This window comes from Buttiauxella sp. AC142 (genome assembly GCF_979253435.1).
The window spans coordinates 1,603,003-1,628,924 of sequence record NZ_CEEDCH010000001.1; the positions used below are offsets into that span (position 1 = coordinate 1,603,003).

29 protein-coding genes and 1 tRNA gene are annotated in these 25,922 nt (G+C 48.1%); 14 read left to right on the forward strand and 16 right to left on the reverse strand.

The window, feature by feature from the left end; translation table 11 throughout:
* Positions 1-2: 2 nt before the first annotated feature.
* From phoP to AC0IWZ_RS07315, 5 genes are all read right to left on the reverse strand, one after another.
* Complete coding sequence (gene phoP, locus AC0IWZ_RS07295) at positions 3-674, reverse strand: two-component system response regulator PhoP (protein WP_034494686.1); 672 nt, start codon at positions 672-674, stop codon at positions 3-5.
* Positions 675-797: 123 nt separating this feature from the next.
* A complete protein-coding gene (gene purB / locus AC0IWZ_RS07300; RefSeq protein ID WP_034494687.1) occupies positions 798-2,168 on the reverse strand; it encodes an adenylosuccinate lyase in 1,371 nt (456 codons plus the stop codon).
* A gap of 20 nt (positions 2,169-2,188) precedes the next feature.
* Complete coding sequence (gene hflD, locus AC0IWZ_RS07305; protein WP_034494689.1) at positions 2,189-2,818, reverse strand: high frequency lysogenization protein HflD; 630 nt, start codon at positions 2,816-2,818, stop codon at positions 2,189-2,191.
* Between the two features lie 36 nt (positions 2,819-2,854).
* Positions 2,855-3,967 (reverse strand): tRNA 2-thiouridine(34) synthase MnmA, encoded by a 1,113-nt coding sequence (mnmA, locus tag AC0IWZ_RS07310; RefSeq protein WP_172894784.1) that lies wholly within the window; start codon positions 3,965-3,967, stop codon positions 2,855-2,857.
* A 66-nt stretch (positions 3,968-4,033) separates the two neighbouring features.
* Positions 4,034-4,483 carry an NUDIX hydrolase gene (locus tag AC0IWZ_RS07315; RefSeq protein WP_115629404.1) on the reverse strand — a complete coding sequence of 150 codons (450 nt, stop codon included), beginning with the start codon at positions 4,481-4,483 and terminating at the stop codon, positions 4,034-4,036.
* Between the two features lie 115 nt (positions 4,484-4,598).
* Here AC0IWZ_RS07315 and AC0IWZ_RS07320 point away from each other — a divergent pair, with 115 nt between their 5' ends.
* The gene (locus AC0IWZ_RS07320) at positions 4,599-5,096 is read left to right on the forward strand and encodes a methylglyoxal synthase (protein WP_051873654.1); all 498 of its coding nucleotides are present in this window, start codon (positions 4,599-4,601) and stop codon (positions 5,094-5,096) included.
* On the opposite strand, the gene rluE is transcribed toward AC0IWZ_RS07320, so the two are convergent.
* Entirely contained in the window at positions 5,091-5,723 is a 633-nt protein-coding gene (rluE, locus tag AC0IWZ_RS07325) for a 23S rRNA pseudouridine(2457) synthase RluE (protein ID WP_471677731.1), read from the reverse strand. The genes AC0IWZ_RS07320 and rluE overlap by 6 nt on opposite strands.
* 134 nt (positions 5,724-5,857) lie before the next feature.
* Between rluE and icd the strand changes: the two genes are divergently transcribed.
* The 3 genes from icd to AC0IWZ_RS07340 all read left to right on the forward strand — a co-directional run bounded on the left by icd (position 5,858) and on the right by AC0IWZ_RS07340 (position 7,718).
* The gene (icd, locus tag AC0IWZ_RS07330) at positions 5,858-7,108 is read left to right on the forward strand and encodes an NADP-dependent isocitrate dehydrogenase (protein ID WP_034456083.1); all 1,251 of its coding nucleotides are present in this window, start codon (positions 5,858-5,860) and stop codon (positions 7,106-7,108) included.
* Positions 7,109-7,259: 151 nt separating this feature from the next.
* Complete coding sequence (locus AC0IWZ_RS07335; RefSeq protein WP_034494696.1) at positions 7,260-7,487, forward strand: hypothetical protein; 228 nt, start codon at positions 7,260-7,262, stop codon at positions 7,485-7,487.
* Between the two features lie 155 nt (positions 7,488-7,642).
* A tRNA-Thr gene (locus AC0IWZ_RS07340) sits at positions 7,643-7,718 on the forward strand.
* 188 nt (positions 7,719-7,906) lie between these two features.
* On the opposite strand, the gene AC0IWZ_RS07345 is transcribed toward AC0IWZ_RS07340, so the two are convergent.
* Together AC0IWZ_RS07345 and AC0IWZ_RS07350 are read right to left on the reverse strand one after the other, a co-directional pair.
* Positions 7,907-8,149: a DinI-like family protein gene (locus AC0IWZ_RS07345; protein ID WP_034494697.1), complete on the reverse strand. Its 243-nt coding sequence runs from the start codon at positions 8,147-8,149 to the stop codon at positions 7,907-7,909.
* Between the two features lie 103 nt (positions 8,150-8,252).
* Positions 8,253-9,665, reverse strand: a complete 1,413-nt coding sequence (locus AC0IWZ_RS07350; protein WP_410372666.1) for an MltF family protein — start codon at positions 9,663-9,665, stop codon at positions 8,253-8,255.
* 400 nt (positions 9,666-10,065) lie between these two features.
* On the opposite strand from AC0IWZ_RS07350, the gene cspE reads away from it, so the two are divergent.
* The 3 genes from cspE to AC0IWZ_RS07365 all read left to right on the forward strand — a co-directional run bounded on the left by cspE (position 10,066) and on the right by AC0IWZ_RS07365 (position 11,203).
* On the forward strand, positions 10,066-10,275 hold the full coding sequence (gene cspE, locus AC0IWZ_RS07355; RefSeq protein WP_034456078.1) for a transcription antiterminator/RNA stability regulator CspE: 210 nt from the start codon (positions 10,066-10,068) through the stop codon (positions 10,273-10,275).
* Positions 10,276-10,558: 283 nt separating this feature from the next.
* Positions 10,559-10,717 carry a YqaE/Pmp3 family membrane protein gene (locus tag AC0IWZ_RS07360; RefSeq protein ID WP_038632951.1) on the forward strand — a complete coding sequence of 53 codons (159 nt, stop codon included), beginning with the start codon at positions 10,559-10,561 and terminating at the stop codon, positions 10,715-10,717.
* A 180-nt stretch (positions 10,718-10,897) separates the two neighbouring features.
* Positions 10,898-11,203, forward strand: a complete 306-nt coding sequence (locus AC0IWZ_RS07365) for a hypothetical protein (RefSeq protein ID WP_410372665.1) — start codon at positions 10,898-10,900, stop codon at positions 11,201-11,203.
* A 39-nt stretch (positions 11,204-11,242) separates the two neighbouring features.
* On the opposite strand, the gene AC0IWZ_RS07370 is transcribed toward AC0IWZ_RS07365, so the two are convergent.
* Positions 11,243-11,737: a 2-thiouracil desulfurase family protein gene (locus AC0IWZ_RS07370; protein WP_471677730.1), complete on the reverse strand. Its 495-nt coding sequence runs from the start codon at positions 11,735-11,737 to the stop codon at positions 11,243-11,245.
* 155 nt (positions 11,738-11,892) lie between these two features.
* Between AC0IWZ_RS07370 and AC0IWZ_RS07375 the strand changes: the two genes are divergently transcribed.
* Complete coding sequence (locus AC0IWZ_RS07375) at positions 11,893-12,600, forward strand: CTP synthase C-terminal region-related (seleno)protein (protein WP_471677729.1); 708 nt, start codon at positions 11,893-11,895, stop codon at positions 12,598-12,600.
* Here the strand turns inward: AC0IWZ_RS07375 and AC0IWZ_RS07380 are convergent, their stop codons facing one another.
* Positions 12,601-13,806, reverse strand: coding sequence for a CynX/NimT family MFS transporter (locus AC0IWZ_RS07380; RefSeq protein WP_471677728.1), 1,206 nt, complete (start codon positions 13,804-13,806; stop codon positions 12,601-12,603).
* Between the two features lie 98 nt (positions 13,807-13,904).
* Here AC0IWZ_RS07380 and AC0IWZ_RS07385 point away from each other — a divergent pair, with 98 nt between their 5' ends.
* A complete protein-coding gene (locus tag AC0IWZ_RS07385) occupies positions 13,905-14,690 on the forward strand; it encodes an AraC family transcriptional regulator (protein ID WP_115629379.1) in 786 nt (261 codons plus the stop codon).
* Here AC0IWZ_RS07385 and AC0IWZ_RS07390 read toward each other — a convergent pair.
* The gene (locus AC0IWZ_RS07390) at positions 14,687-15,133 is read right to left on the reverse strand and encodes a DUF441 domain-containing protein (protein WP_172896139.1); all 447 of its coding nucleotides are present in this window, start codon (positions 15,131-15,133) and stop codon (positions 14,687-14,689) included. The genes AC0IWZ_RS07385 and AC0IWZ_RS07390 overlap by 4 nt on opposite strands.
* 317 nt (positions 15,134-15,450) lie before the next feature.
* Between AC0IWZ_RS07390 and AC0IWZ_RS07395 the strand changes: the two genes are divergently transcribed.
* Positions 15,451-15,807, forward strand: a complete 357-nt coding sequence (locus tag AC0IWZ_RS07395) for a D-Ala-D-Ala carboxypeptidase family metallohydrolase (RefSeq protein WP_034494712.1) — start codon at positions 15,451-15,453, stop codon at positions 15,805-15,807.
* Between the two features lie 39 nt (positions 15,808-15,846).
* Here the strand turns inward: AC0IWZ_RS07395 and dgcJ are convergent, their stop codons facing one another.
* From dgcJ to yeaG, 3 genes are all read right to left on the reverse strand, one after another.
* Positions 15,847-17,325 carry a diguanylate cyclase DgcJ gene (gene dgcJ / locus AC0IWZ_RS07400; RefSeq protein ID WP_471677727.1) on the reverse strand — a complete coding sequence of 493 codons (1,479 nt, stop codon included), beginning with the start codon at positions 17,323-17,325 and terminating at the stop codon, positions 15,847-15,849.
* A gap of 138 nt (positions 17,326-17,463) precedes the next feature.
* A complete protein-coding gene (locus AC0IWZ_RS07405) occupies positions 17,464-18,747 on the reverse strand; it encodes a YeaH/YhbH family protein (RefSeq protein ID WP_172894760.1) in 1,284 nt (427 codons plus the stop codon).
* A 70-nt stretch (positions 18,748-18,817) separates the two neighbouring features.
* Positions 18,818-20,752, reverse strand: coding sequence for a protein kinase YeaG (gene yeaG / locus AC0IWZ_RS07410; RefSeq protein ID WP_034494715.1), 1,935 nt, complete (start codon positions 20,750-20,752; stop codon positions 18,818-18,820).
* A gap of 426 nt (positions 20,753-21,178) precedes the next feature.
* On the opposite strand from yeaG, the gene AC0IWZ_RS07415 reads away from it, so the two are divergent.
* Together AC0IWZ_RS07415 and AC0IWZ_RS07420 are read left to right on the forward strand one after the other, a co-directional pair.
* Positions 21,179-21,928, forward strand: coding sequence for a MipA/OmpV family protein (locus AC0IWZ_RS07415; protein WP_034494717.1), 750 nt, complete (start codon positions 21,179-21,181; stop codon positions 21,926-21,928).
* A 78-nt stretch (positions 21,929-22,006) separates the two neighbouring features.
* Positions 22,007-22,858, forward strand: coding sequence for an aldo/keto reductase (locus AC0IWZ_RS07420; RefSeq protein ID WP_471677726.1), 852 nt, complete (start codon positions 22,007-22,009; stop codon positions 22,856-22,858).
* Here AC0IWZ_RS07420 and AC0IWZ_RS07425 read toward each other — a convergent pair.
* Both AC0IWZ_RS07425 and gapA read right to left on the reverse strand, forming a co-directional pair.
* On the reverse strand, positions 22,855-23,742 hold the full coding sequence (locus AC0IWZ_RS07425; protein ID WP_410372658.1) for a D-hexose-6-phosphate mutarotase: 888 nt from the start codon (positions 23,740-23,742) through the stop codon (positions 22,855-22,857). The two genes, AC0IWZ_RS07420 and AC0IWZ_RS07425, sit on opposite strands and share 4 nt — an antisense overlap.
* A 76-nt stretch (positions 23,743-23,818) precedes the next feature.
* Entirely contained in the window at positions 23,819-24,814 is a 996-nt protein-coding gene (gene gapA, locus AC0IWZ_RS07430) for a glyceraldehyde-3-phosphate dehydrogenase (RefSeq protein WP_064547648.1), read from the reverse strand.
* Between the two features lie 346 nt (positions 24,815-25,160).
* On the opposite strand from gapA, the gene msrB reads away from it, so the two are divergent.
* Positions 25,161-25,574, forward strand: a complete 414-nt coding sequence (msrB, locus tag AC0IWZ_RS07435; RefSeq protein ID WP_471677725.1) for a peptide-methionine (R)-S-oxide reductase MsrB — start codon at positions 25,161-25,163, stop codon at positions 25,572-25,574.
* A gap of 42 nt (positions 25,575-25,616) precedes the next feature.
* On the forward strand, positions 25,617-25,892 hold the full coding sequence (locus AC0IWZ_RS07440) for a YeaC family protein (protein ID WP_034494924.1): 276 nt from the start codon (positions 25,617-25,619) through the stop codon (positions 25,890-25,892).
* Positions 25,893-25,922 lie beyond the last annotated feature (30 nt).

Below are 25,922 nucleotides of genomic sequence, written 5' to 3' on the forward strand. Positions count from 1 at the left end.
GGTTAACGCAGATCGAGGCGGTAGCCCTGACCACGCACGGTGGTGATAGCTTCATGGGGATATTCAGCCAGAATTTTTTTACGCAAACGGCCCATTAATACATCAATGGTGTGGCTTTCGCGCAGTTCGGCATCAGGGTAAAGCTGGAGCATTAATGAATCTTTGCTGACCACTTTGCCATTGTTACGAATCAGCGTTTCCATGATGGTGTATTCAAAGGCGGTGAGCTTTATCTGGTTGTCGTTGATCAGCAACTCGCGGCGCGATAAATCGACCTGGAAAGGGGGCAGGGAAATAACCTGTGACGCCAGGCCACTGTTGCGGCGCATCAATACCTGCATACGAGCGACAACTTCTTCAAGATGAAACGGTTTAGTCACGTAATCATCAGCGCCCGCGCCCAGCACTTCGACTTTATCCTGCCAGCCTTCACGTGCAGTCAAAACCAGGATAGGCAAGGTGACATCATGGCTGCGCCAGCGACGGATAAGACTCAGGCCGTCTTCGTCAGGCAGGCCCAAATCGACAACGGCAATATCGGGAGTGTGTTCATTCAGGAAATAGTCGGCTTCTTTGGCATCTTCTGCAGCATCAACCTGATGACCGGCTTCACGCAACTGAACCTGGAGATGGTGGCGTAAAAGAGCATTATCTTCCACAACGAGTACACGCATTCGATTTTCCCAGTAAATAGATGGCATTGATAGTTTAACGCTAATTATCAGCCAGGGGGCATAAACCGTGAGTAAACCAGGCGGGAATGTGAAAACGCCACCGCAGCGGGTGGCGTTCAGGTGTTACTTCAACTCATCAACCATAGTGATGGCGCGGCCAATATAGTTAGCTGGAGTCATCTCCTTCAAACGAGTTTTCTCATCTTCTGGCAGCTCAAGGCTGTCGATAAACTGTTTCATGCCTTCAGCATCTACACGCTTACCGCGAGTCAGCTCTTTCAGCTTTTCGTAAGGTTTTTCGATGCCGTAGCGGCGCATCACGGTCTGGATTGGTTCAGCCAGAACTTCCCAGTTGAGGTCCAGCTCCGCAAGCAGACGGTCACGGTTGACTTCCAGTTTGCTCACGCCTTTCAGTGTGGACTGGTAGGCGATCAGTGCATAGCCAATACCCACGCCCAGGTTACGCAGCACGGTGGAGTCAGTCAGGTCGCGCTGCCAGCGGGAAACAGGCAGTTTGCTTGCGAGGTGTTGCAGCATCGCGTTAGACAGGCCCAGGTTGCCTTCGGAGTTTTCGAAGTCGATTGGGTTAACTTTATGCGGCATGGTAGAAGAACCGATCTCGCCTGCGATAGTTTTCTGCTTGAAGTGGTTCAGCGCGATGTAACCCCACACGTCACGATCGAAGTCGATAAGAATAGTGTTAAAGCGTGCGATGCAATCGAACAGCTCAGCGATGTAATCGTGTGGTTCAATTTGCGTGGTGTACGGGTTCCACTGAATGCCCAGTGAAGTTACGAACTCTTCGCTGAACTGGTGCCAGTCAACTTCCGGGTAAGCGACCATGTGGGCGTTATAGTTACCCACCGCACCGTTGATTTTGCCCAGAATGTCTACTTTCTCTAGCTGACGGAACTGGCGCTCCATACGGTAAGCCACGTTTGCCATTTCTTTACCCATCGTTGATGGGGTAGCAGGCTGGCCGTGGGTACGGGAAAGCAGAGGAATATCACGGTACTGAACTGACAGGTCTTTCACCGCGTCGATGACTTTACGCCAGTACGGCAGCACCACGTCTTTACGTGCGGTTTGCAGCATCAACGCATGAGACAAGTTGTTAATATCTTCAGAAGTACAGGCGAAGTGAATAAATTCATTCACCGCATGCAGGGCAGGAACCGCTGCCACTTTTTCTTTCAGGAAGTATTCAACCGCTTTTACGTCGTGGTTGGTGGTGCGCTCAATGGTTTTAATGCGTGCAGCATCTTCTTCACTGAACTCGGCGACAATTTTATCAAGGTAATCGTTTGCGTTTGCGTCAAAAGCCGGAACTTCCTTGATCGCTGTGTGCGTGGCCAGTTTTTGTAGCCAACGTACTTCGACTTGTACGCGGAATTTCAGCAGACCAAATTCGCTGAAAATAGCGCGCAGAGCGCTGACTTTGTCGCCGTAACGTCCATCAATTGGGGAAACGGCGGTCAGTGAGGATAATTCCATAAGTTACAACTCCAGAGAGGTTAACATTGAGCAAGAATTTGTTTGGCCTGAGCACACAGGCGACTACGAGAAAACATTAACTGCAGGCGGCCACCGCCAACCTGGTGCCATAATACGGCGGCGCGGATACCGGCTAACAACGAGGCACGGACTTTGCTTTGCACCTGCGGGCTTTGCAGCACGGCAGGGGAGCCAGTGACCTGAATACGTGGGCCTAGCGGGCTAATTACATCAACATAAATCCCGGCCATAGCGCTAAGTAACGTTTCGGACTCAAGGTCAAAATGTTCTAATTGACGCTGCAAACCGGCGATGCTCGACCCGAGTTTATCCATCGCACCTTTATTGGCGTAAAGTTTACGCTCAAGAACCATCAGGCTTAAGGTATAACGCGTTAATTCAGCGTTCAGACCCTGACGATTACTTGCGTTCAACACACCCAGCAACGTTTCCAGGCCCAATTTCAGGTTGGCTTCATTGCCACCGAAAACGTCCAGCGTGGAACCTGGATTTTGATCAATAACGCTATTTAACGAGACATGCAGCGCCTCGTTATCGCAATGCCCCTGATGCGCCAATTGCTGAACCAGACGAGCAGACTGGCAGATCCCTGCCAGCGCGATAGTGATGTCATAGTAATTTTTAGCCACCAGGTTATTCGTCCTTGTTTGCGATTAAACTTTATTTTATTCAGTTACGAGCGGCAGACGCTGCTCAATAACACCACCACCGAGGCACACTTCACCGAGGTAGAACACGGCAGACTGGCCTGGGGTGACGGCGGCAACTGGCTCTTCAAAACGCACTTCAATACGATCGGCATCCAGCGGCGTGATGGTGCAAGGAAGATCGGTCTGGCGATAACGCGTTTTCACCGTGCATTTCAGCGGTTCGGTCAACGTTTCGCGGTCAACCCAATGCAGTTGCTGAGCAATTAAGCCAACGGACATCAAACGTGGATGCTCACTACCTTGAGCCACAACCAGGATATTGTTCTCTACGTCTTTATCGACCACATACCAAGGATCTTCGCTACCTTCTTTGGTGCCACCGATGCCCAGCCCTTTACGTTGGCCGAGTGTGTGGTACATCAAACCCTGGTGTTCACCAATGGTTTCGCCATCAACAGTAACGATGATACCCGGCTGTGCAGGCAGGTAGCGGCCAAGGAATTCGCGGAATTTGCGCTCGCCGATAAAGCAGATACCGGTGGAGTCTTTTTTCTTCGCGGTGATCAAATCTAACTCTTCGGCGATGCGGCGCACTTCTGGTTTTTCGAGTTCACCAACAGGGAACAGGCTTTGCGCGATTTGCTCATGGCCGAGCGTGTAAAGGAAGTAGCTTTGATCTTTATTATTGTCTAAACCACGCAGTAGGCGGCTTTTACCGTCCACGTCTTCGCGACGCACGTAGTGACCCGTTGCGATGTAATCAGCACCTAAATCTTCGGCGGCAAATTCGAGGAAGGCTTTAAATTTGATTTCTTTGTTACACAGAATATCCGGGTTTGGCGTGCGCCCGGCTTTGTACTCTTCCAGGAAGTGTTCAAACACGTTATCCCAGTATTCTGCGGCAAAGTTTACGGTGTGCAGTTCAATGCCGAGCTTATCGCAAACGGCCTGTGCATCAGCTAAATCAGCCGCTGCGGTGCAATACTCCTCGCCATCGTCCTCTTCCCAGTTCTTCATGAACAGGCCTTCCACCTTGTAACCTTGTTGTTGCAACAGGTAAGCGGAAACGGAGGAATCGACACCGCCGGACATCCCGACGATCACTTTTTTCTGGCTGTTATCAGACATGGAGTAACTCACGACATTGAACTTAAAGGCGGCATATTCTATCACGCATCACCGGGCCTGGCACCCCTAACTCAACGGCCAGTTAAATGCACCGATCATGCTGAGCGGATAACGTTCAGCACGCTGATAGCAGCGGATACTTTCCGCCACTAATGGCGAGCGTAAATTACCTGCGTTAACAATTTGTTGCGCATCCAACCATAAGCAGCGATCGATGTCGCTATCATGCGGAGTAGTGGGGAGTTGCTCTTCAAGATCGATACAGAATAAGAAACGCAGGAACGGCGTGTTATCTGGCGCAATCCATTGGTGCAAGCGGATGAATGTTTGCGGCTGCGCGCAAATACCCGTTTCTTCATACAATTCACGTTGAGCAGCTTCAACCAGCGTTTCATCAGCTTCAAGATGGCCAGCAGGCTGATTCCATAAGGCTTTGCCATTGATTGTTTCTTCAACAACCAAAAATTTCCCCTGCGCCTGAACCACGCAGGCGACAGTAACGTGCGGTTTAAACATCGTTATTTTTCCTGTCTCAAATTCGTTAGTACGATCATTATAAAGTGATCTGGATCACATATTTTTCTGTGGCCTATACTCTGTTGGATTTCAAAAATCCCACGAGGGCACCATCATGCAGCTTACCACGCGTATTATGCCGCAACAGAAACGTATCGCTTTAGTGGCTCACGATCCTTGTAAACCCGACCTGCTGAACTGGGCGGTTGATAACCAGGCAGCACTCAGTAACCACATTATTTACGCAACCGGCACTACCGGAAATCTCTTGCAGGTTCATACCCGTTTATCCGTACTGGCTTTGATGAGTGGCTCGATAGGGGGCGATCAACAGCTAGGGTATTTGATTGCTTCAGGTCAGATTGATGTGCTGGTTTTCTTCTGGGATCCGCTTAGTGCGGTGCCACATCACTCCGATGTAAAAGCCCTGATGCGGCTGGCAACGGCATGGAACATCCCTATTGCCAGCAACGCCTGTAGCGCCAATTTCTTGATTAACTCTTCTCTATTTGAGCAAGCGCTGGAAATCACCGTGCCTGATAGTGACGCGTTCCTCAGCAGTCGCGTTTCACACGTCACACAACACGGCGTCAATACTCAGAACCTTTTATAAAGTCTCTATCGGGATTTCGCGCCATTCGCCCGGTGCCAAATCGCTCAGTTCCAGTGCCCCCATTGCATAGCGAATCAGGCGTAGAGTTGGATAACCCACATGCGCCGTCATACGCCGTACCTGGCGGTTACGCCCTTCGTACAAGGTGATTTTCAACCAGCTGGTAGGAATTGCCTTGCGTTCACGAATCGGCGGGTTACGCGCCCAAATCCATGCAGGCTCGTCAACCCGTTCAGCTCCTGCGGGCAGAGTGGGGCCATCGTTTAGGGTGACGCCGTTACGCAGAGATTCCAGCGCTTCTGCTGTTACTGCACCTTCAACCTGCACAAAATAGACCTTCCCGGTACGTTTGCCCGGTTGGGTGAGTTGCGCCTGTAAAGCGCCGTCATTGGTTAACACCAGCAGACCTTCGCTGTCGCGATCCAGACGGCCCGCCGCGTAAATTCCTTGTAACGGTATGTAATCTTTCAGCGTGCTGCGGCCAGATTCGTCGGTGAACTGCGGTAGCACATCGTAGGGTTTATTGAAGATAACCAGCCGCTTCGGTCCGCTATGCTGTGGTTTTTTGGCAGGTCGTTGCGTGCTGAATCGTTTAACTTGCTGGTTTCTAAAAGAAGTTTTATTCATAGTGTTTTCAGACGTTAGGTATTAACGCATTATAACGGAAATCACCAGTGATTGGCGCGGGCCTGATATTCAAGTAGTATTGACACGCACATTACAAATCATTAACAAAAAGAATCGCTCGAAGGAGAAGGTTAATGGAAAGCAAAGTAGTTGTTCCGGCGGAAGGTAAAAAGATCACCCTGCAAGATGGCAAACTGAATGTTCCTCACAACCCAATCATTCCTTTCATTGAAGGTGATGGTATCGGTGTGGACGTGACGCCAGCTATGATCAAAGTGGTTGATGCCGCCGTGCAGAAGGCCTACAAAGGCGAGCGGAAAATTTCCTGGATGGAAATCTATACCGGCGAAAAATCTACCCAACTTTATGGCCAGGACGTCTGGCTGCCAGAAGAAACTCTGGACCTGATTCGTGATTACCGTGTGGCGATTAAAGGCCCACTGACCACGCCAGTTGGCGGCGGCATTCGTTCCCTGAACGTTGCGCTGCGTCAGCAGCTTGACCTGTACGTGTGCCTGCGTCCGGTGCGTTACTACCAGGGCACGCCAAGCCCGGTTAAACACCCAGAACTGACCAACATGGTTATCTTCCGTGAAAACTCAGAAGATATTTATGCGGGCATCGAGTGGAAGGCTGACAGCGCTGAAGCTGAAAAAGTCATCAAATTCCTGCGTGATGAAATGGGCGTGACGAAAATTCGTTTCCCAGAACATTGCGGTATCGGCATCAAGCCGTGCTCTGAAGAAGGCACCAAACGCCTGGTTCGTGCAGCCATCGAATACGCAATCACTAACGACCGTGATTCTGTGACCCTGGTTCACAAAGGCAACATCATGAAATTCACCGAAGGTGCTTTCAAAGACTGGGGCTACCAGCTGGCGCGTGAAGAATTCGGCGGCGAGCTGATCGACGGCGGCCCATGGGTGAAACTGAAAAACCCTAACACCGGCAAAGAAATCGTTGTTAAAGACGTGATCGCGGATGCGTTCCTGCAACAGATCCTGCTGCGTCCTGCTGAATATGACGTTATTGCTTGTATGAACCTGAACGGTGACTACATCTCCGACGCCCTGGCCGCTCAGGTTGGCGGTATCGGTATCGCACCAGGCGCTAACATCGGTGACGAATGTGCACTGTTCGAAGCGACCCACGGCACTGCACCAAAATATGCTGGCCAGGACAAAGTGAACCCAGGTTCAATTATCCTTTCCGCAGAAATGATGCTGCGTCATATGGAATGGTTCGAAGCGGCTGACTTAATTGTTAAAGGTATGGAAGGCGCGATTAACGCCAAAACTGTAACTTACGATTTCGAACGCCTGATGGAAGGCGCTAAGCTGCTGAAATGTTCAGAGTTTGGCGACGCAATGATCGAACATATGTAATTAGCAAATTCGCTAATGATAAAAGGGGGAGCCAATGGCTCCCTTTTTTTATTGTTTTTCTGAAATCGTGAGCTACTACCCTTTACCAAAACTCTGGACGTGATTAATAGATGAATCGACCGAATTCAGGTTCAATCAAAGAGGATGTGGAATGGAAAATTACTCCAACAAAAGTGGTGATTCACAAGTTGTCAGTTTCCAGATTGATGCAAATTCGATGAAAGTCCGGTTCAAGAATAATCACGTGTATCTATACGATATCCGCCACCCAGGGCCAGAGCATCTGGAAAAAATGAAAGAACTGGCGCGTGCCGGATGGGGTTTGAACACTTATATAGAAAGCGAAGTCAAAAACGATTTCTCATCAAAAGTGTTTTAAATCGCAGTAACCGGGTTATGAGAAGTGCAATTTTTACACAAAATACAGATTTTTCGCTCGTGACTGGTTGATTTTATAACAATAAGTTGAATTTTTAAGCGAACGGTTCGCAAGGAATTGCATCGTAGATCGAGTTTATGTACTATGCATTCCACGCCGACTTAGCTCAGTAGGTAGAGCAACTGACTTGTAATCAGTAGGTCACCAGTTCGATTCCGGTAGTCGGCACCATATTTAAGAAAACCACCTTTCAGGTGGTTTTTTTTCGTCTGTATGAAATCAAATTGAAGGAAGGCTAGCTTTCGATAGCGCTTCCTCAGTCGTGCGTTAAATCCAACCCTGCTGACTTGCAAGCCAGACAAGGATAGCGACGACAATTAAAACTACGGTTGTTTTTCTCATTGTTATGCGACCTGTTGTTAGTCTTCGCAAACCAGCCAGAAATCCGCTTCATCAAACATCTCTTCAACCAGACGGTTGATTTTCTCTTTCTCATTTTTCGTGCAATCACTGTGAACCGCATTCATCTGCATGGGTTTCACTCTGACGTCAGCATCTGGAAAAATGGTCTGAACTCTTCGGGTAAGCTCGGCAAGGATTTTTTCATTTGCACCGGGAAGACCCGCTACATTTCGTTTGTCGTAAACCAGTTCCACGAACATTGATACGTCTCTTTTAAGGCTGTGTTTATATACAGTAATAAATCTCGACATTCAAGGCAAGGGATGTTATTGAAAAAGAATGCTGGAGCTTTCACAGGTAGAGCTATTCTGCGGTACTGGCCGCAACAGGTAACTCTGCTTTCCGCGCTTTTATTTGTTCCATGATGAGCTGATAAGCAACGTAATACTTAAAGATGTTGCTCACGTATTGCACCGTTTCGTTACCTATACGCAGCTGCGCAATTCTTTCAACATTGTTAAACCAGATATTGGGGTCAAGGCCATTTTTGGTCGCTTCTTTACGTAACCGGGCAATTTTAGCCGGTCCCGCGTTATAAGATGCGAAAGTGAATAGCATTTTGTTCATGTCACTCATGGGTTCATCAGCAAAATAACGGTCGCGCATGAAGCGGATGTATTTCACTCCTGCATTAATGTTCGGGTCGATTAAACTGATATCGCCTACCTTTAACTCTTTACCGGTGGTAGGAAGAACCTGCATCACGCCAATCGCGCCGCTTTTGCTTCGCACAGACTGATCGAGTCGTGACTCCTGGTAGCCTTGAGCTGCCATTAGTAACCAATCGACATTATATTGCGCACCATATTTGCGAAATATTTCAGTGACCTGATTAAATTTATTTATCTCTTCTTCCGAACGCGCATCTTTTACCCACTTCGTATTGCGTAAATATTTATAAACCTGCTGATTGCCGAATGACGTGCCGATTTTATGGCTAGCCGTGAATTTATCGAGCTGGGCTTTAAGCAAAGGGGAGTTTTTACGCATAGCAAGCGCGATAGAACCGTCATCCCGCAGCGTAATATTTTCGTAAACCACAATGTTGGGGTAAATCTGTTTCCACAAGATTGCCAGGTATCTGTCCACCACGGTGTAGTCGGCGAGGTTCGCATTTACCATTTCCAGAATATCTTCGGGTTCAAAATTGCCGGGGGCTTTGATCACTATCGCGGGTGGAAGTTGTTTCTCGGTCAGGCTTTTATTAAGCGTATCAATACTCGAAATATAGCTGGTGGAAGGGTTAACAAACAGAGATTTACCAGACAGCGATTCTGCTGTTGTGAGTTCGGGAGCCTTGCCGCTGGCAATCACTACTTCACGGACATTTTTTGCTAAGGGAACGCTGAAATCGACTAACTTTTCGCGTTCTGGAGTCATCGTTAAATTGGCAGCAATGATATCGCCACGGCCAGCAATTAGCTGTGGGATGAGCTGATCACGTGCGGTTGGAATAAAAAGGAGATGTGTTTTTTTTGAGGGTTTAAGGCCTTTATTGATTTGTTTGTCAAACTGTTGCATCAACTCAACCATGATGCCGCGCTGCGTACCCCGGTTGTCAATAAAGTAGAAAGTTTTGCTGTAAGGGATTAAAACGCGTATCACGCGCCGCTCTTTCATCACATCATAATCACCCAGGACGGTGTTAACCTGGGTATCGAATTTCAACGGCTGTTCGTCGGTGGCTGCATGCGTCATCGGCAAAAACGTAGACATCAAGAGAAGTACCAACAACAAACGGGCCATCGCGACACCATCTACACATTCATCCGGCTACCGTTTAACTATAGCTCGCACACAGATGCTTTGATTAAAAAACACACACTCGTATTCGAGGGTTGTGTAGAAGGGCGGCGGGGCGGCAATCCTTGATGAGAAAATTATTATTTGAAAATAATTCTTGCTTCCAAAGCGCAGGCATGAGTAAATGCGTCATCGGTTTGGAAGACAGACCTTATGAAAGCAGTTTTAGTAAAGCAGTCCTCAGTTCAAGCGCTATCAAGTCATCAGATACCCTTCTTCGTGAGTCTCCTCCTAAGTGCCTAAATAAGAAACGTTCTGCAATACAGACCACGTTCGCCATACTAAATGGCTGTAAAATAATGAGGAAGTATCTATGTCTAAAATGACTGGTTTAGTAAAATGGTTTAACCCAGAAAAAGGTTTCGGTTTCATCACTCCTGACAATGGTAGCAAAGATGTGTTCGTTCACTTCTCTGCCATTCAGAGCAATGATTTCAAAACTCTGGACGAAGGCCAGAAAGTTGAGTTCTCTGTTGAGAACGGCGCTAAAGGTCCATCAGCAACTAACGTTGTTGCTCTGTAAGACTGCTAACGCATACTGAGACTTACGCATGCGAAGACGGTGAATAACCCGAGCCGTTAAGTCAAAGAGAATAAACCCGCCATTGTGCGGGTTTTTTGTTATCTCAAATCCGCTAACGCCCATCTTTTATACCTTTAAATCAAAGACATAATACTGCAGTGGTTATGCCCGCTATTTACATTAAATCACGATACACCGTCTGTAGGTTTACGCTCATTAGACTATGCTTATAGTGAAATATGCTTTTTTCAGTGTAGTTAGCATTAATAACTGGAGTTTTTTTATGGGCTTTTGGCGTATTGTTTTTACGATTATTTTACCCCCATTGGGTGTGTTGCTAGGTAAGGGATTCGGCTGGGCATTTATTCTGAACATTGTACTGACGCTGCTAGGCTACATCCCTGGGTTAATTCATGCTTTCTGGGTACAAACCCGCAATTAGTCAAATAAAACCGTGTCGCTGGTTTTAAGTCACGCGGTGTAAGCAGAAAATATCCACGGCGTGTTTTTTGGAACGCGCTCTTGACGCTACAGGCTACGAGGTAAAACTCGTGGCCTGTTTACATTTTCATCTAAGAATGTTCTGATATAGTCAATTTTTAAGGTGCTACAGAGTCTTTTTATGTTTCAGTTAAAACCGGGCATGCTGGCAATGATTATCGGTTCCCGTACCGCCGCCGGGCGTGTGAATGTCGGTAAATCAGTCGAACTTTTTGGTCTTTGCGAGCCGGGCGAAAGCTTTGTAAACCCGGTTACAGGCGTTGTGACGCAACTTCCACACGATGCTAATCATCCATTGTGGCTGGTGACAGGCAATGTTATTGCCTTTGATGGTCGTGAAGGTTATACCTTTGTCCGGGCTGAATATTTGTTGCCGTTAGATAAGTCATTATTGCCAGAAGTTGATGAAACGCTCGCGGTGCATTGATTGGCTTGTGGGGCAGAGCGGGTAATTGAATGTCATTGATTACCCGTCTAACTCGGCGACGCGAGCGATTAGCGCAGAAATCTCTCTATCTGCGTAAACTTCGATACCGTGCTGGCGCAGTAACGCCGTGGCAACCCCCATTCTCGGCAGCGTTCTTCCCTGAAATGTCCCGTCATAAATCTTCAAACTGCCACAGGTAGGACTGCCGTCCGTCATTAATGCCAGGCGACATCCGGATTCTTGCGCGGTTTTTAACGCAAGACATGCAGCTAACAAATAATGTTGGCTCACATCCGTACCGTCGCTTTCCAGAATGTTTGCTGATCCATTAAGTGCAGCCAGACCACCACCACCCACAAGTTCTGCGGGCAGACGAGGCGTGCTCAATCCCGCCGCCAGTTCCGGGCAATGAATGACCAACCGATTCTCTTGTTGCCAACGCGTCAGCACATCGGCCAGCAGAGGTTTATCCTGCCCGTTATAACGAACTTTAAAGCCCATCAAACAAGCACTGACCAGTATTTTTGTTTTCATTGCGTCACAGTGATTGAGGAGAAAAAGACACGCTACACCAGTGTATCCACGTTTTACTACCCTGCTAAATATGGGCGTTGCCAGGCAAAAAATATCGGCATATCCTATCATTCCTTATGTGCCAGAAGCTGTTAAACATAAGGATATTCAAATAAATGCCTCCATTACCTCTGAAACAAACTCTTCGTATTGCGCTGGTGGGTGACTTTAATCCTGCGGTTATCGCGCATCAGGCGATTCCCCTGGCTTTAGACAATGCAGCTGAATATGTTGGTGTCACCGCTGACTATGACTGGTTATCGACACCTGACGTGACAAGCCAGGAAGATCTCGTGGGATACGACGCAATTTGGTGCGTCCCGGCAAGTCCGTATCAAAATGAAGACGGTGCTTTTCTGGCCATCCGCTTTGCGCGTGAAAACCAGATCCCATTTCTGGGAACCTGTGGTGGGTTTCAGCATGCGGTAATTGAATACGCGCGGAATGTTATCGGATGGCACGATGCCGGACACGCTGAAACTGATAGTGAGGGAAGGTTAGTTATCGCGCCGCTGAGTTGCTCGCTGGTGGAGAAATCTGACGCGATAAAATTAAAGCCCGGCTCAATCATTGCTGAAGCTTATGGCCGGACGCAGATTGAAGAAGGCTATCACTGTAACTATGGGATTGCTGACAGTTTTGCCGACCAGATTCGCCAATCGCAACTACAGGTGACTGGCTGGGATAATCAAGGTGAAATCCGTGTCGTCGAGTTAAGTGGCCACCCATTTTTTGTCGGTACACTGTTTCAGCACGAGCGTAACGCATTGAAAAACAGACCTGCGCCGCTGGTTGAAGCATTGCTCAAAGCGGCGCAGCGTTAATCACGAAGACTGATGCGGGCGCGTTGGAGTTATCTCTGCATCACGCCCGGCAAAGCCCCCAAATACAGCCATGATACAGGCCAGCAGCGCGCATCCCATCAGTGGAAGGCTCCACTGGCCTGAAATATCATGAACTTTGCCCATCAACGGCGGTCCGAAAGCGGCTAATAAATAACCCACACATTGTGCCATACCCGAAAGCGCTGCCGCCTGGTGTGCACTGTTCGCCCGAAGGCCAATGAACGTGAGTCCTAAAATCATGGTCGCACCGGAACCAAAACCAAAGATCACCACCCAAACACTGGCTAAATCCGGCACCAATAGCAAGCCGACGGCGCTTATGGCGCACAGCAATGCCATCAGAATAGCGATCCCTCGTTGATCTTTGAGTCGGCTTAAGATCAAACCCACCAACAGGCCAGGAACGGCGGTCGCCAGTTGCATTAGTCCATGTAGCGAACCCGCTTGCGCCTCACTATAACCGTGACTTATCAGTATCGAAGGCAACCAGCCAATCACGACGTAATAAATAAGCGAGTTAATACCCAGGAATAATGTCACTTGCCATGCCAGTGCCGAAGTCCAGATACCGCGGTTGTGCAGTGCTTTGCTGGTGCTTAATGTTGATGAGGTATGATTTGATAGCTGCGGCAACCAGACCAGCAATGCCGCAGCCGGGAAAATCATCAAGGCTAATAGCGCGCCAGGCCAGCCGTATCCGTGTTGTGCAACAGGTACCACAAACATGGAACCGATGGCCGCTGCAACGCCCATCGTAAGTGAATAGGCACCAGTAAGACGTGCAACGTGGCCAGGAAAATCCCGCTTAATCAGGCCGGGCAATAGCACATTCCCGATAGCAATCCCGCAGCCAATGATTGCCGTACCAAAATACAATAATGCGGTATTTCCCGCAGATCGCAGCGCAATTCCAGCGCAGATAATCAACATGGCAGCAAACAGGGTGCGTTCAATCCCAAACCGGCGTGCAATACCAGCCGCTAATGGGGAAACTACCGCAAAAGCCAATAATGGCAACGTGGTGAGTATGCCCGTTTGCGCCGTCGTCAGGCCGAATGTCTCGCGAATCATATCCAACAAGGGGGCCGCACCGGTAAACGTGACGCGCAGCGTAGTGGCAATCATCAAAATACCGGCCAGCAGTAAGCCATGTTTTTTCAAACGTGTAGCAGTCATTGAACTCATAAAAAGATCTCTAAAAAACGATGCGCTCAAGATACACGCTTTGGGTATGGATGAAATCAACGTAAAATGACAGATTATCCCTAAAACCGGACAACTTAATGGAACGTGGCTTAGCCCTGGAAGGGTTCAATCCCGACAGTAATTGCCAGCCAGCTCAGGCATTTCGCATTCTGGTATCGGAAAGCGAAAACGAAATTCCTTTCCACCAGCATCGCAAAGGCCAATTGATTCTTGCGCTGCACGGCGGGATCACCTGTGAAGTTGAACCCGCATTGTGGATGGTGCCAACTCAGCATGCCGTCTGGATCCCAGGGGAAATGCCGCACAGCAACCGAGCCACCGCTAATGCACGGTTGTGCTTTCTGTTTATCGAACCGGGCGCGGTAGAGATGCCTGCGCAATGCTGCACGCTAAGAATTTCACCGCTGGTACGTGAGCTTATAGTGCATCTCACCGAGAAAAACGAAGGGGATTTATCTCAGCCCGAGACGCAAAGGTTGGTTCAGGTATTATTCGACGAACTGCCGCGCCAGGCGGTAGAACAGCTGCATTTACCTATGTCACGACACCCGAAAATTCGGTTTATTGCCGACCAACTGGTGCAACATCCACAGCAACGTTTAACTCTCGAACAATGGGCTTCGCAACTGGCGATGAGCGAGCGCAATCTCGCCCGCCTGGTGGTAAAAGAAACAGGGCTGAGTTTCCGGCGCTGGCGTCAGCAGTTGCAGTTAATCATCGCCTTGCAGCTGCTGATTGGCGGAGTATCAGTCCAACAAATTGCGAGCGAACTGGGATATGACTCAACCAACGCTTTTATAACGATGTTCAAAAAAGCACTCGGCAATACGCCGGGACGCTATCTGGCATCGCTTGAGCCTTAGGTTTTTCCGACAATTAACGAGACAAGTCCGGCGGCAATAAGTGGTCCGACAGGAACGCCGCGAAATAAGGCTACACCTAAAACCGTTCCCACCAGCAAACCGGCCACCAAACTTGGCTGGCTGCTCATTAATGTCACGCCGCGCCCGCCAAGCCAGGAAACAAATACCCCAACGACGATGGCAACCAGTGATTTCCAGTTGGTAAAGGAGTGAAGAAGGGTACTGGCGGGTAATGTTCCGCTGGCGATGGGAGCCATCACGCCAATGGTCAAAATGATTATCCCGACCGTTAAACCTTGTTTTTCAATCCACGGAAAGAACTGGCTCAGCGGCGTGACACGCACAATGATGAGTACCAGAATGGATACCGCAACGGTGGTGTTATGGCTGACAAAACCTAGTCCAGCCAGTGCCAGAAGTATTAAGAGGGTTGAGTCGAAGATCATTTTCATTCCTTGCGAAAAATAAAGTTGAGGCTTTTTTATTGTTAACACCCACTTTACGCGCAGGAATGTCTGGTCGTCAGCTTTTTTAAACGTTAGCCAGATTTTTCGTGCAGTTGCATGATAATAATTAAACATAAAATTGATTTTAACGATCAATAAGGCTTTTTTGATCTGTAAAAACTATTTGAATAGTAAGGGTATTACCTCGTATCTTTTCTCAAATTATCTGGAGGGTTTTAACTTCTCCACTTAAATAATTATAGATTTATCTCAGGTCATTAACCCTATTTTTTAATCAGGAATGAAAGATTAGCGTGAAGTCAATTTCCCCGTATTTTAACCGGCATGACTTTTCTTGCCCCTGTGGCTGTGGCTTTGCTGACGTGAGCAAAGAATTAGTCGAACTTTTGGACGCCGTACAGCAGCATTTTGAACAGTCAGTTGTCATACAGAAAGGCTGTTGTTGTACGCAATATAGTAAGGAATGCGGGGATATATACGCGAGCCAACATTTATTGGGTACTGCCGCAGATATTACTGTGAATAATATCCCAGCAAATAGAGTTTCTGATTATCTGGAAACCCAGTATCGGCAACAATATGGGATTGGGCGTAGCGAGAATTACACGCATATTGATATCCGCGCATCCGCAGCTCGCTGGCAGGAATAAATAACCTCAGGCCAAACGAGCTATTCGCAAGCTATGTTGCTAGCAATGTTTTCCGGCTTTATTGATGTATAGCGCAGCATCAGCGGCTTTATACATATCATCAAGAGTATCTCCGGGTTTCATTGCTACAGCACCCCAGGAGAAGTGGATACGACCAGTATCATCATGTTTTCTGATATGATCTTCTATACGCTCAATGAGCTTTTGGCTCTCTGCGAGGGAAAAATCCAGCAAGATAATCAGGAACTCATCCCCGCCTAAGCGAACAGGATAATCACTCACCCGCACGGCATCTTTAATTGCATTAGCCAGCGTAATGATTGCTCTATCGCCTTCTTTATGCCCCCAGGTGTCATTGAGCATTTTTAGCTTGTCACAATCTAGCGCGATGAAAGTGACGGCAGAGTTTACTGCCAGGATACGTTGCAGACGAGATTCGAGTACGCCTGTAAGTAGTTTTCGGTTGTATAAACCCGTCATCGTATCGCTGATGTTTTCACGGCTGACGTCATGATAGTGTCGGAAATGCATACGAACTAAATGCAATAACACTGCGGTAGAAAATACATAAAATAGAATGATTTTCCATAGCGAGAGAATAAAATAGAGCACATCGAGGGAAAGCAGAATTTGCAACCTTGATTCCACGTTATGCGAGTAATTCACATAATTGAAAATAGATTTTTTACTGCGCAAGACAATTATTTCATCGTTGGTTTGGGTATCCAAAATAGTGATATCCAGGTTGCGGGAAACCAGTGGGCGGTCATAAGGATAGAAAATATCTTTTAGATTGCTAAGGGTGTATTCAGTTACGACAATCCCTTTTAATTCTCCAGCCACATAAACAGGAGACATAATGCTCATGATGTTTTTATTATTGAAGGTATCATGTTGAATCTCAGATGTGGTTTTTTTAATAGATTCAAAGCCGCTAAGAACAGTAGCATTCATCTTTATTTTATCATATTTCTGGAAGTCCTGATTGCTCAGGTTGAAATTAGCCAAATCAATATCTGAGGTGGTATAGATGTATTTATATTTTAGATCAACATAATATGTAAATAGGTCGACATCAAACGTGGGTTTTTTATCATTGCGATTTTGAATATCTACTGATTCGATGGCTTTATCGAACACGGCGAGTTGAGGGATATCCTGTGTCCAGCCAGAGCAGTCCGAATCAAGTGTGATAAGGGTTCCCATCAACAGGGAATGGAGTTGTTGAGGGGGATAAATACCGTTGGAGGAACCATGGTTTTCAACATTGGTGCAGATGTTTTTCTGCTCACTTACGGGCGGCTTTGGCGCGCTAAAACTGCGCGTTAAGAAACTGGCTATGCTCTGATTTTGATATTTATCATAGAGTAATGTGGATTCGGCTTTCTCAATAATATAATGCATGTAGGCATTCATTGAGCGGTAGCTATTCATCATTTCGAAGATAAAAAATGTTGAAGTGAAGGCAATAACACCAAGAGAAATTAAACCGCGTAGCATCTTGTGCTTTAAGGTCATGATAATAAAACTCGAGCAAGAGTCCATGATGATTTATGGCGAATTTTATCACAGGCAAGAAAGGATGTTTGATATATGGTGCAAAGAATTAGCCGGGTAATATTACTTACCAGGCTAATTTTTGCAGAGTTATCAGAGCTAATTGTAAGAGTGGCTAGACTGTTTCTGGAATAGCTCACGGAAGACAGGATAGATATCATCCTGGTCGCGAATATGCTGCATTGCGAAGTTATCAAACGTTGATTGCAAATCCTCATATTCGCGCCACAGCGTCTGGTGGGCGCGGCGAGTTATTTCGATGTAGCTATAATAACGCACCATCGGCAGTATTTTTTTCGCCAGTAGTTCGTGACATAGCGGTGAATCATCTGCCCAGTTATCACCATCAGACGCTTGCGCAGCGTAGATATTCCACAGCGCCGGGTCATAACGTTCTTTTACCACTTCATCCATTAATTTCAGAGCACTAGAGACAATCGTGCCACCCGTTTCCTGGGAGTAAAAGAACTCATGTTCATCCACTTCTTTGGCCTGGGTGTGGTGGCGAATATAAACCACCTCCACGTTCTTGTAGGTTCGGCTCAGGAAAAGATAGAGCAAGATGTAAAAACGTTTTGCCATATCTTTGGTTGCCTGATCCATCGAGCCAGAAACGTCCATTAAACAAAACATGACAGCCTGGCTCGAAGGCTCCGGGCGTTTTTCGTAATTTTTGTAGCGTAAATCGAAGGTGTCAATAAACGGCACGCGGGCAATTTTCTCGCGCAGTTCGGCGATCTCTTTGCGCAAGCGCTCCTCTTCAAGCAACTGAGCGGGTTCGCTGTTGCTCACGGTTTCAAGACTGTCTTCCAGCTCATGCAACTGGCGACGTTTTCCGGCGGTCATCGCAGTGCGACGAGCCAGAGAGTTTTGTAGCGAACGGACTACGCTGATATTGGCCGGTACGCCATTCGAGGTGTAGCCAGCGCGATGTGATTTAAACTCGGTAATCTGGCGATGCTGATTCTTTTTCAGATTCGGCAAGGCCAGGTCTTCAAACAGTAAGTCGAGATATTCGTCTTTTGAGATTTGGAAAACGAATTCGTCCTGGCCTTCACCATCCTGACTTGCCTGGCCCTGGCCGCCACCTGAACCACCGCCGCCGCCCTGTGGGCGCTCGATACGGTCATTCTGCACAAAGTGATCGTTACCTGGGTGAACACGATGACGCAGCCCGCCACGCCCTTGATGAAACATCGGTTCGCTGATGTCTTCACTTGGGATAGAGACGGACTCACCGCTGTCCACGTCGGTTACCGAACGCTTGTTGATGGCCTCGGAAATCGACTGTTTAATCTGTGCTTTATAACGGCGCAAAAAGCGCTGGCGATTGACCGCGCTTTTGTTTTTGCCGTTCAGTCGCCTGTCAATAAAATAGGCCATAGTTCCCCCAAACTTCTTTGCCAACTGCGCAGGGGGGCCACTGAGTGTGGCCCCATCTTTGACTCAGACGTTATGAAGACTTGCGTACCCGCAGATACCATTCGCACAGCAGGCGAACTTGTTTACGGGTGTAGCCTTTCTCCATCATACGATCGACAAAGTCATCGTGTTTTTTCTGCTCGTCGGTCGAGGTTTTGGCATTGAACGAGATAACGGGCAGCAACTCTTCGGTATTCGAGAACATTTTCTTCTCGATAACCGTGCGCAGCTTCTCGTAGCTGGTCCAGTTAGGGTTACGACCATTATTGTTGGCACGGGCACGCAATACGAAGTTGACGATTTCATTACGGAAATCTTTCGGATTGCTGATGCCAGCCGGTTTTTCAATTTTTTCCAGTTCCGCATTCAGTGATTCGCGGTCAAACAACTGACCGGTATCCGGATCGCGGTACTCCTGATCCTGAATCCAGAAGTCAGCGTAGGTAACATAACGGTCGAAAATGTTTTGCCCGTACTCTGAGTAAGATTCGAGATACGCTGTTTGAATCTCTTTCCCGATAAATTCAGCATATTTCGGGATCAGGTAGCCTTTCAAATGCTCGAGGTATTTCTCTGCCACATCTTGCGGGAACTGCTCGCGCTCGATTTGCTGTTCCAGAACATAGAACAGGTGCACCGGGTTTGCCGCCACTTCCACATGGTCAAAGTTGAACACGCGGGAGAGGATTTTGAACGCAAAACGTGTCGATAGCCCGTTCATGCCTTCGTCCACACCGGCGTAATCACGATACTCCTGGTAGGATTTCGCTTTCGGATCGGTATCCTTCAGACTTTCGCCGTCGTAGACCCGCATTTTGGAGTAAATGCTGGAGTTTTCTGGCTCTTTCAGGCGCGACAAAATCGAGAATCGCGACAGCGTTTCCAATGTGCCTGGGGCACATGGCGCGTGTAACAATTCGCTGTGGGTGAGCAGTTTTTCGTAGATTTTGATCTCTTCGGAAATCCGCAGGCAATAAGGCACTTTGACGATGTAAACACGGTCAAGGAACGCCTCATTGTTTTTGTTGTTACGGAACGTCACCCATTCGGATTCGTTCGAGTGCGCCAGAATTATACCGTTAAATGGCAGGGCGGAAATGCCTTCGGTCCCGTTATAGTTCCCCTCCTGGGTTGCGGTCAGCAACGGGTGGAGCACTTTAATTGGGGCTTTGAACATCTCCACGAATTCCATGATGCCCTGGTTTGCACGGCACAGTGCGCCGGAATAACCGTAAGCATCCGGATCGTTTTGCGCATGGTTTTCCAGTTTGCGGATATCCACTTTACCGACCAGCGCCGAGATATCCTGGTTGTTCTCATCACCGGGTTCAGTTTTGGCAATCGCGATTTGCGCCAGAATCGACGGCCAGACTTTCACCACGCGGAACTTGGTGATGTCGCCACCAAATTCATGCAGACGTTTTGCCGCCCACGGCGACATAATCGTGCCGAGATAGCGGGTTGGGACGCCGTACTCTTTTTCAAGAATAGAGGCATCTTCTTGCGGATTGAAAAGACACAGCGGGTGGTCATTCACCGGGCTGCGTTCACCATTGGCACTGAGCGTGTAAATAGGCACGCGCTGCATCAACGCTTTCAGGCGTTCAGCGAGCGAGGATTTACCGCCACCGACAGGCCCCAGTAAATAGAGAATCTGTTTCTTCTCTTCCAGGCCCTGGGCTGCATGTTTGAGATAGGCAACAATTTGTTCAATGGCTTCTTCCATGCCATAGAACTCTTCAAAGGCCGGATAACGGGAAATCACCCGGTTCGAAAAGAGACGGGACAGCCGTGGCTCAGTGGCAGTATCCACCATTACGGGGTCACCAATGGCCATCAATAGCCTTTCTGCCGCATTAGCATAGGCACTGCGATCTTGCTTACAGACAGCAAGAAACTCCTGCAGTGTGAACTCTTCGTCCTTGGCAGCTTCATAACGCTGGCGATAGTGATCGAATATATTCATGGCATGCCGTCCTTTCGTTTTTAGCACAGGTTAGAGAGCCGTTCGTATGAGTAATGGAGGCCCCCGGAAGACGTCTCCTGAATCTCGAGCAACCCTCATGCCAACTTCATTAGTGGCATTTTCATTGCCTCGTTCAGCGTATTTCATCTTCCTAAAATAAAGCGTAGATGGCATTTGCAAAACTTGCATACGGCCGCAAGCCAATTTCAATGACATATCAATAACTCATCCAATTATTTCTCCTTTTGTTGTAAAGAGAAGCAGCGGGTTTCACCTGCGATTCATAAAACTGAAAAATCAGTGAAACCTGTTTGAGAGATGTTGAATGGTTAATCGGAGGTTTCTGGAACGTAAAAAATTTGGGGTGAATGGAAAGGAAGGTTACACTCTCATCGCTGATTATTTGATTAAAGGACTTAATGGATTGTGAGCAAATTCAAAATTCTTACATTGGGGGCGCTAATTGCCTCATCTTTTTCTGCTGTTCACGCCGCTGACGGCCCATGGTCTTTAGGGGCGGCAGCCCTGGTCACACCGAACTTGTACAAAGGCGATCAGGACCGTGTTTATCCTGTGCCGATGGTGGGTTATGAAGGGGATAATTTCTATCTGCGTGGCCTGACTGCGGGTTATTACCTGTGGAATGACCAGACCGACAAGCTGTCTATCACGGCATACTATTCACCGCTCTTTTTCCGCGCGAAAGACAGCAATCTTCATAGTATGCGCCAGTTGAGTAACCGCTACGCGACACTGATGGCGGGACTTTCTTACGCCCATTACACGCAATATGGTTTCTTGCGCACGGTACTCGCGGGTGACACGCTGGATAACAGCAATGGTGTGACGTGGGACACCGCATGGTTGTATCGCTACACTACCGACCGATTGACCTTAACGCCGGGTATCGGGATTACGTGGAGCAGTGAAAACCAGAACGAATACTATTACGGTATCAGCAAGAATGAATCCGCGCGCAGCGGCTTAAATTCTTATGATCCAGATGATAGTTGGGCGCCGTATGTTGAGTTATCTGTTAACTACAAACTGACAGATAACTGGAACGTGTTTGGTATGGGTCGCTACATTCGCCTGGCGGATGAAGTCACGAACAGCCCAATGGTTGATAAAGAGTGGACCGGCGTTTTAATGACCGGAATCACGTATAGTTTCTGATAGTGCAGTTAATGTATTGATGCGGGGCGCTTGCGCCCCGTTTGCATTATTGTGGTGCAACAGTTTTGGAGGGATGTCATGGCAAAACAAATTCTCTTTTCTGATTCACAACTCTTACCCGCAATCGGGCAGGGAACCTGGTACATGGGTGAGCACGCCGCGCACCATACAGATGAGGTGAATGCACTGCGAGCGGGGATAGATCTCGGGTTAACGCTAATCGACACCGCTGAGATGTATGCCAATGGCAGCGCCGAGAAAGTGGTTGGAGAGGCCATCAGCGGCAGGCGAGATGAGGTTTTCCTGGCCTCGAAAGTATACCCGTGGAATGCAGGAGAGCAGAGCGCCATCACTGCCTGCGAAAATAGCCTCAAACGGTTGAAAACCAATTATCTCGATCTCTATTTATTGCACTGGCGTGGGGATATCCCGCTTGAAGAAACCGTCAGTGTGATGCAACACCTTGTGGCTCAGGGCAAAATTCGCCGTTGGGGTGTATCCAACCTCGACTACAGCGATATGCAGGAACTGTGCAATGTGGCTGGCGGGCACGAGTGCGCCACCAATCAGGTGCTTTACCATCTTGCTTCGCGCGGCATTGAATATGACTTATTGCCGTGGAGCCAGCAGCAACGTATGCCGGTTATGGCATATTGCCCATTAGCGCAGGCCGGGCGTTTGCGTAGCGGGTTGATGAATCATCCGGTACTTAACCAACTCGCGAATCATAAAGGCGCGACGGTTGCGCAACTGCTCTTAGCCTGGGTCATTCACCATGATAGTGTTATCGCGATTCCAAAAGCGGGAACTGTGGCGCATGTAAAAGAAAATGCTGCAGCGCTGGAGATTGAGTTGAGTCAGGAAGAGATTGAGCTGATGGAAAAGGCGTTTCCGGCACCGGGCCGCAAAACGCCTTTAGATATGGTTTAAGCTTTTTTCGCTACACGCAGTGTTGCCGCTAAACGCGCTGGCTTATCTGCCGTTGCTTTTTGCGGTGCACTGGCGCATGCCGTTTCGACGCAAACGAAAGTCTTATAGCCATCGTCTGGCATATCAGCCATAGAGACAGACAGAGCCGGGCCTGGGTTCCAGCCAACGACGTTGATATGGTGATGATGAATCACATCAATGCTGCGGTTCAGGCTCGCATCGTGAATTACGCTGCACTCTTCTGGCTCCAGATAGACGCGGTCGGTACGGTCCGGGAAAGTTTGCACGCCGTCGGTTAACTGGCCGAGAGAAGCATTCAGCACTTTATCGATATATTTGTTGCCCAACCCGCTCACTTTCACATCAGCAATATCGCCAACATTGAAGTAAGTGTGCAGTGCAGAGTTCACTTCAAACTCGCCGTGTGCTTCCAGTTCCATCTCACAGGTTTTACCCAGCTTGTAACGTGCATACAGGGTAAAGTCATGTGGCCAGTATTTGCGAGTGGCATCGCTGCTTTGCAGTTCGAAAGTCAGTGAAACACCGCTTTCATCTTCATTATGTGCAGTCAATGCCCATGGCAGATTACGCGCAAAACCGTGTGCTGGCAGATCGGCTTGTGCGCCTGGGCCAAACCATGGCCAGCAGATTGGCACGCCACCGCGAATAGCTTTGCCGTTCTGGAAAGGCGTATTGTCGCTCAACCACAGTACTTCTTCTTCACCAGCAGGCTTCCACGACAAAAGGTGTGCGCCTTGTAAAGTAAAGGAACCGCGAGCTTGTGGATGGTCGACCACGATAGCTTCCAGCTCGTCAATCTTGCGAAGAGACACGGACGGAGTAATTTGTTCAATAACCGGAAGGGCAAAAATTTTATTAATCATTTGTTCAACCTATCGATCAAAGGCGAAAAAAAAGGGCGACCACAGTCGCCCTTCAGGATTAATGACTCATCTCAACTTATTTGGAGATGTGAGCAATCAGATCCAGTACTTTGTGAGAGTAGCCAGTTTCGTTGTCGTACCAGGAAACCAGTTTCACAAATTTGTCGTTCAGTGCGATACCCGCTTTAGCATCGAACACAGAAGTACAGATTTCGCCGTTGAAGTCAGTAGAAACAACGTCGTCTTCGGTGTAACCCAGAACGCCTTTCATCGCGCCTTCAGAAGCCGCTTTCATTGCTTTCTTGATTTCTTCGTAGGTCGCAGCTTTTTCCAGACGAACGGTCAGGTCAACAACAGACACGTTTGGAGTTGGAACGCGGAACGCCATACCAGTGATTTTACCGTTCAGCTCTGGCAGTACAACGCCTACAGCTTTAGCAGCACCGGTAGAAGAAGGGATGATGTTCTGAGCTGCGCCACGGCCGCCGCGCCAGTCTTTGTGAGACGGGCCATCAACAGTTTTCTGAGTAGCGGTAGTTGCGTGAACAGTGGTCATCAGGCCTTCAACGATACCGAAGTTGTCGTTGATAACTTTAGCCAGTGGAGCCAGGCAGTTAGTGGTGCAAGATGCGTTAGAAACGATATCCTGGCCAGCATATTTTTCGAAGTTAGCACCACGAACGAACATAGGAGTGCTGTCTTTAGAAGGACCAGTCAGAACAACCTTTTTCGCGCCAGCGGTGATGTGCTTACGAGCGGTCTCATCTGTCAGGAACAGACCAGTTGCTTCAGCAACTACGTCAACGTTAACTTCGTTCCATTTCAGGTTAGCCGGGTCACGTTCTGCGGTAACACGGATAGTTTTGCCGTTAACAACCAGGTGGCCGTCTTTGACTTCTACAGTGCCGTTGAAACGACCGTGAGTTGAGTCGTACTTCAGCATGTAAGCCATGTATTCAGCGTCTAACAGGTCGTTGATTGCAACGATCTCGATGTCAGAACGTTCCTGAGCAGCACGGAAAACAATACGGCCGATACGGCCAAAACCGTTGATACCTACTTTGATAGTCATATATTCCACCAGCTATTTGTTAGTGAATAAAAGGTTGCCTGTAAAATTACAAAAACCTTACTCAGCGTCAAGCGGAATCGTGTCAATCATTGCGACAAATCAATCCTATGGACATCATTTGAACGACTGAACCGCCTCGCGCTTCCCTTTTGGCTCTTTATCCAAATGGGGACGATGCGAGGAATTTTAAAGATCAATTCCAACAAGAATGTGACGGCGATCACAATTGACGCTGCGTTAGAAATTCAGGGCTAAGTTTAGAACAAAAAAGAGCACGGCGTTGTTAATTTTTTGTTAGAATCATGCTGTTATCAGTTACAGTACCCACGGCACGAGATGTACGCATATGGCTAATCAATTACCTCCTGATTCATCTAAAAAAAAACTGTCTGAAATGCAGTTCTATGTCACGCAGAAACATGGCACTGAGCCACCGTTTTCTGGGCGTTTACTGCATAACAAACGTGATGGTGTCTATCATTGCCTGGTCTGTGATGCACCGCTCTTTATGTCAGAGTCCAAATATGACTCAGGCTGCGGCTGGCCTAGCTTCTACGAGCCAGTGAGCGACGACGCTATCCGCTATATCAAAGATTTTTCACATGGTATGGAACGTGTTGAGATCCGTTGCAGCAACTGTGAGGCGCATTTAGGACATGTTTTCCCCGACGGTCCGCAGCCTACCGGTGAGCGCTACTGCGTAAACTCAGCCTCGTTAAACTTCACTGATGATAAAAACGGTGAACAAACTGAAGGTTGAAAAATCGATTCAGCAAATTATTCCACAGGAACTTGCCGCATGATGAACCTGGACGAAATGTTAGACACAATGACACCGGAAGTTTATCAACGTCTGGTGACCGCTGTTGAGCTGGGAAAATGGCCTGACGGTGTGGCGCTGACTCCTGACCAAAAAGAGAACAGCCTGCAACTGGTGATGATGTGGCAGACCCGCCACAACACTGACCCGCAACATATGACCATTGGCACCGATGGCAATATCGTGATGAAGAGTAAGCAGCAACTTAAAGCAGAGTTTGGCATTGAGCCTGCACCGATTGTGACAGTGAAGCTCTGAATTTGAAAAGGCGAGTAACATTGCGTTGCC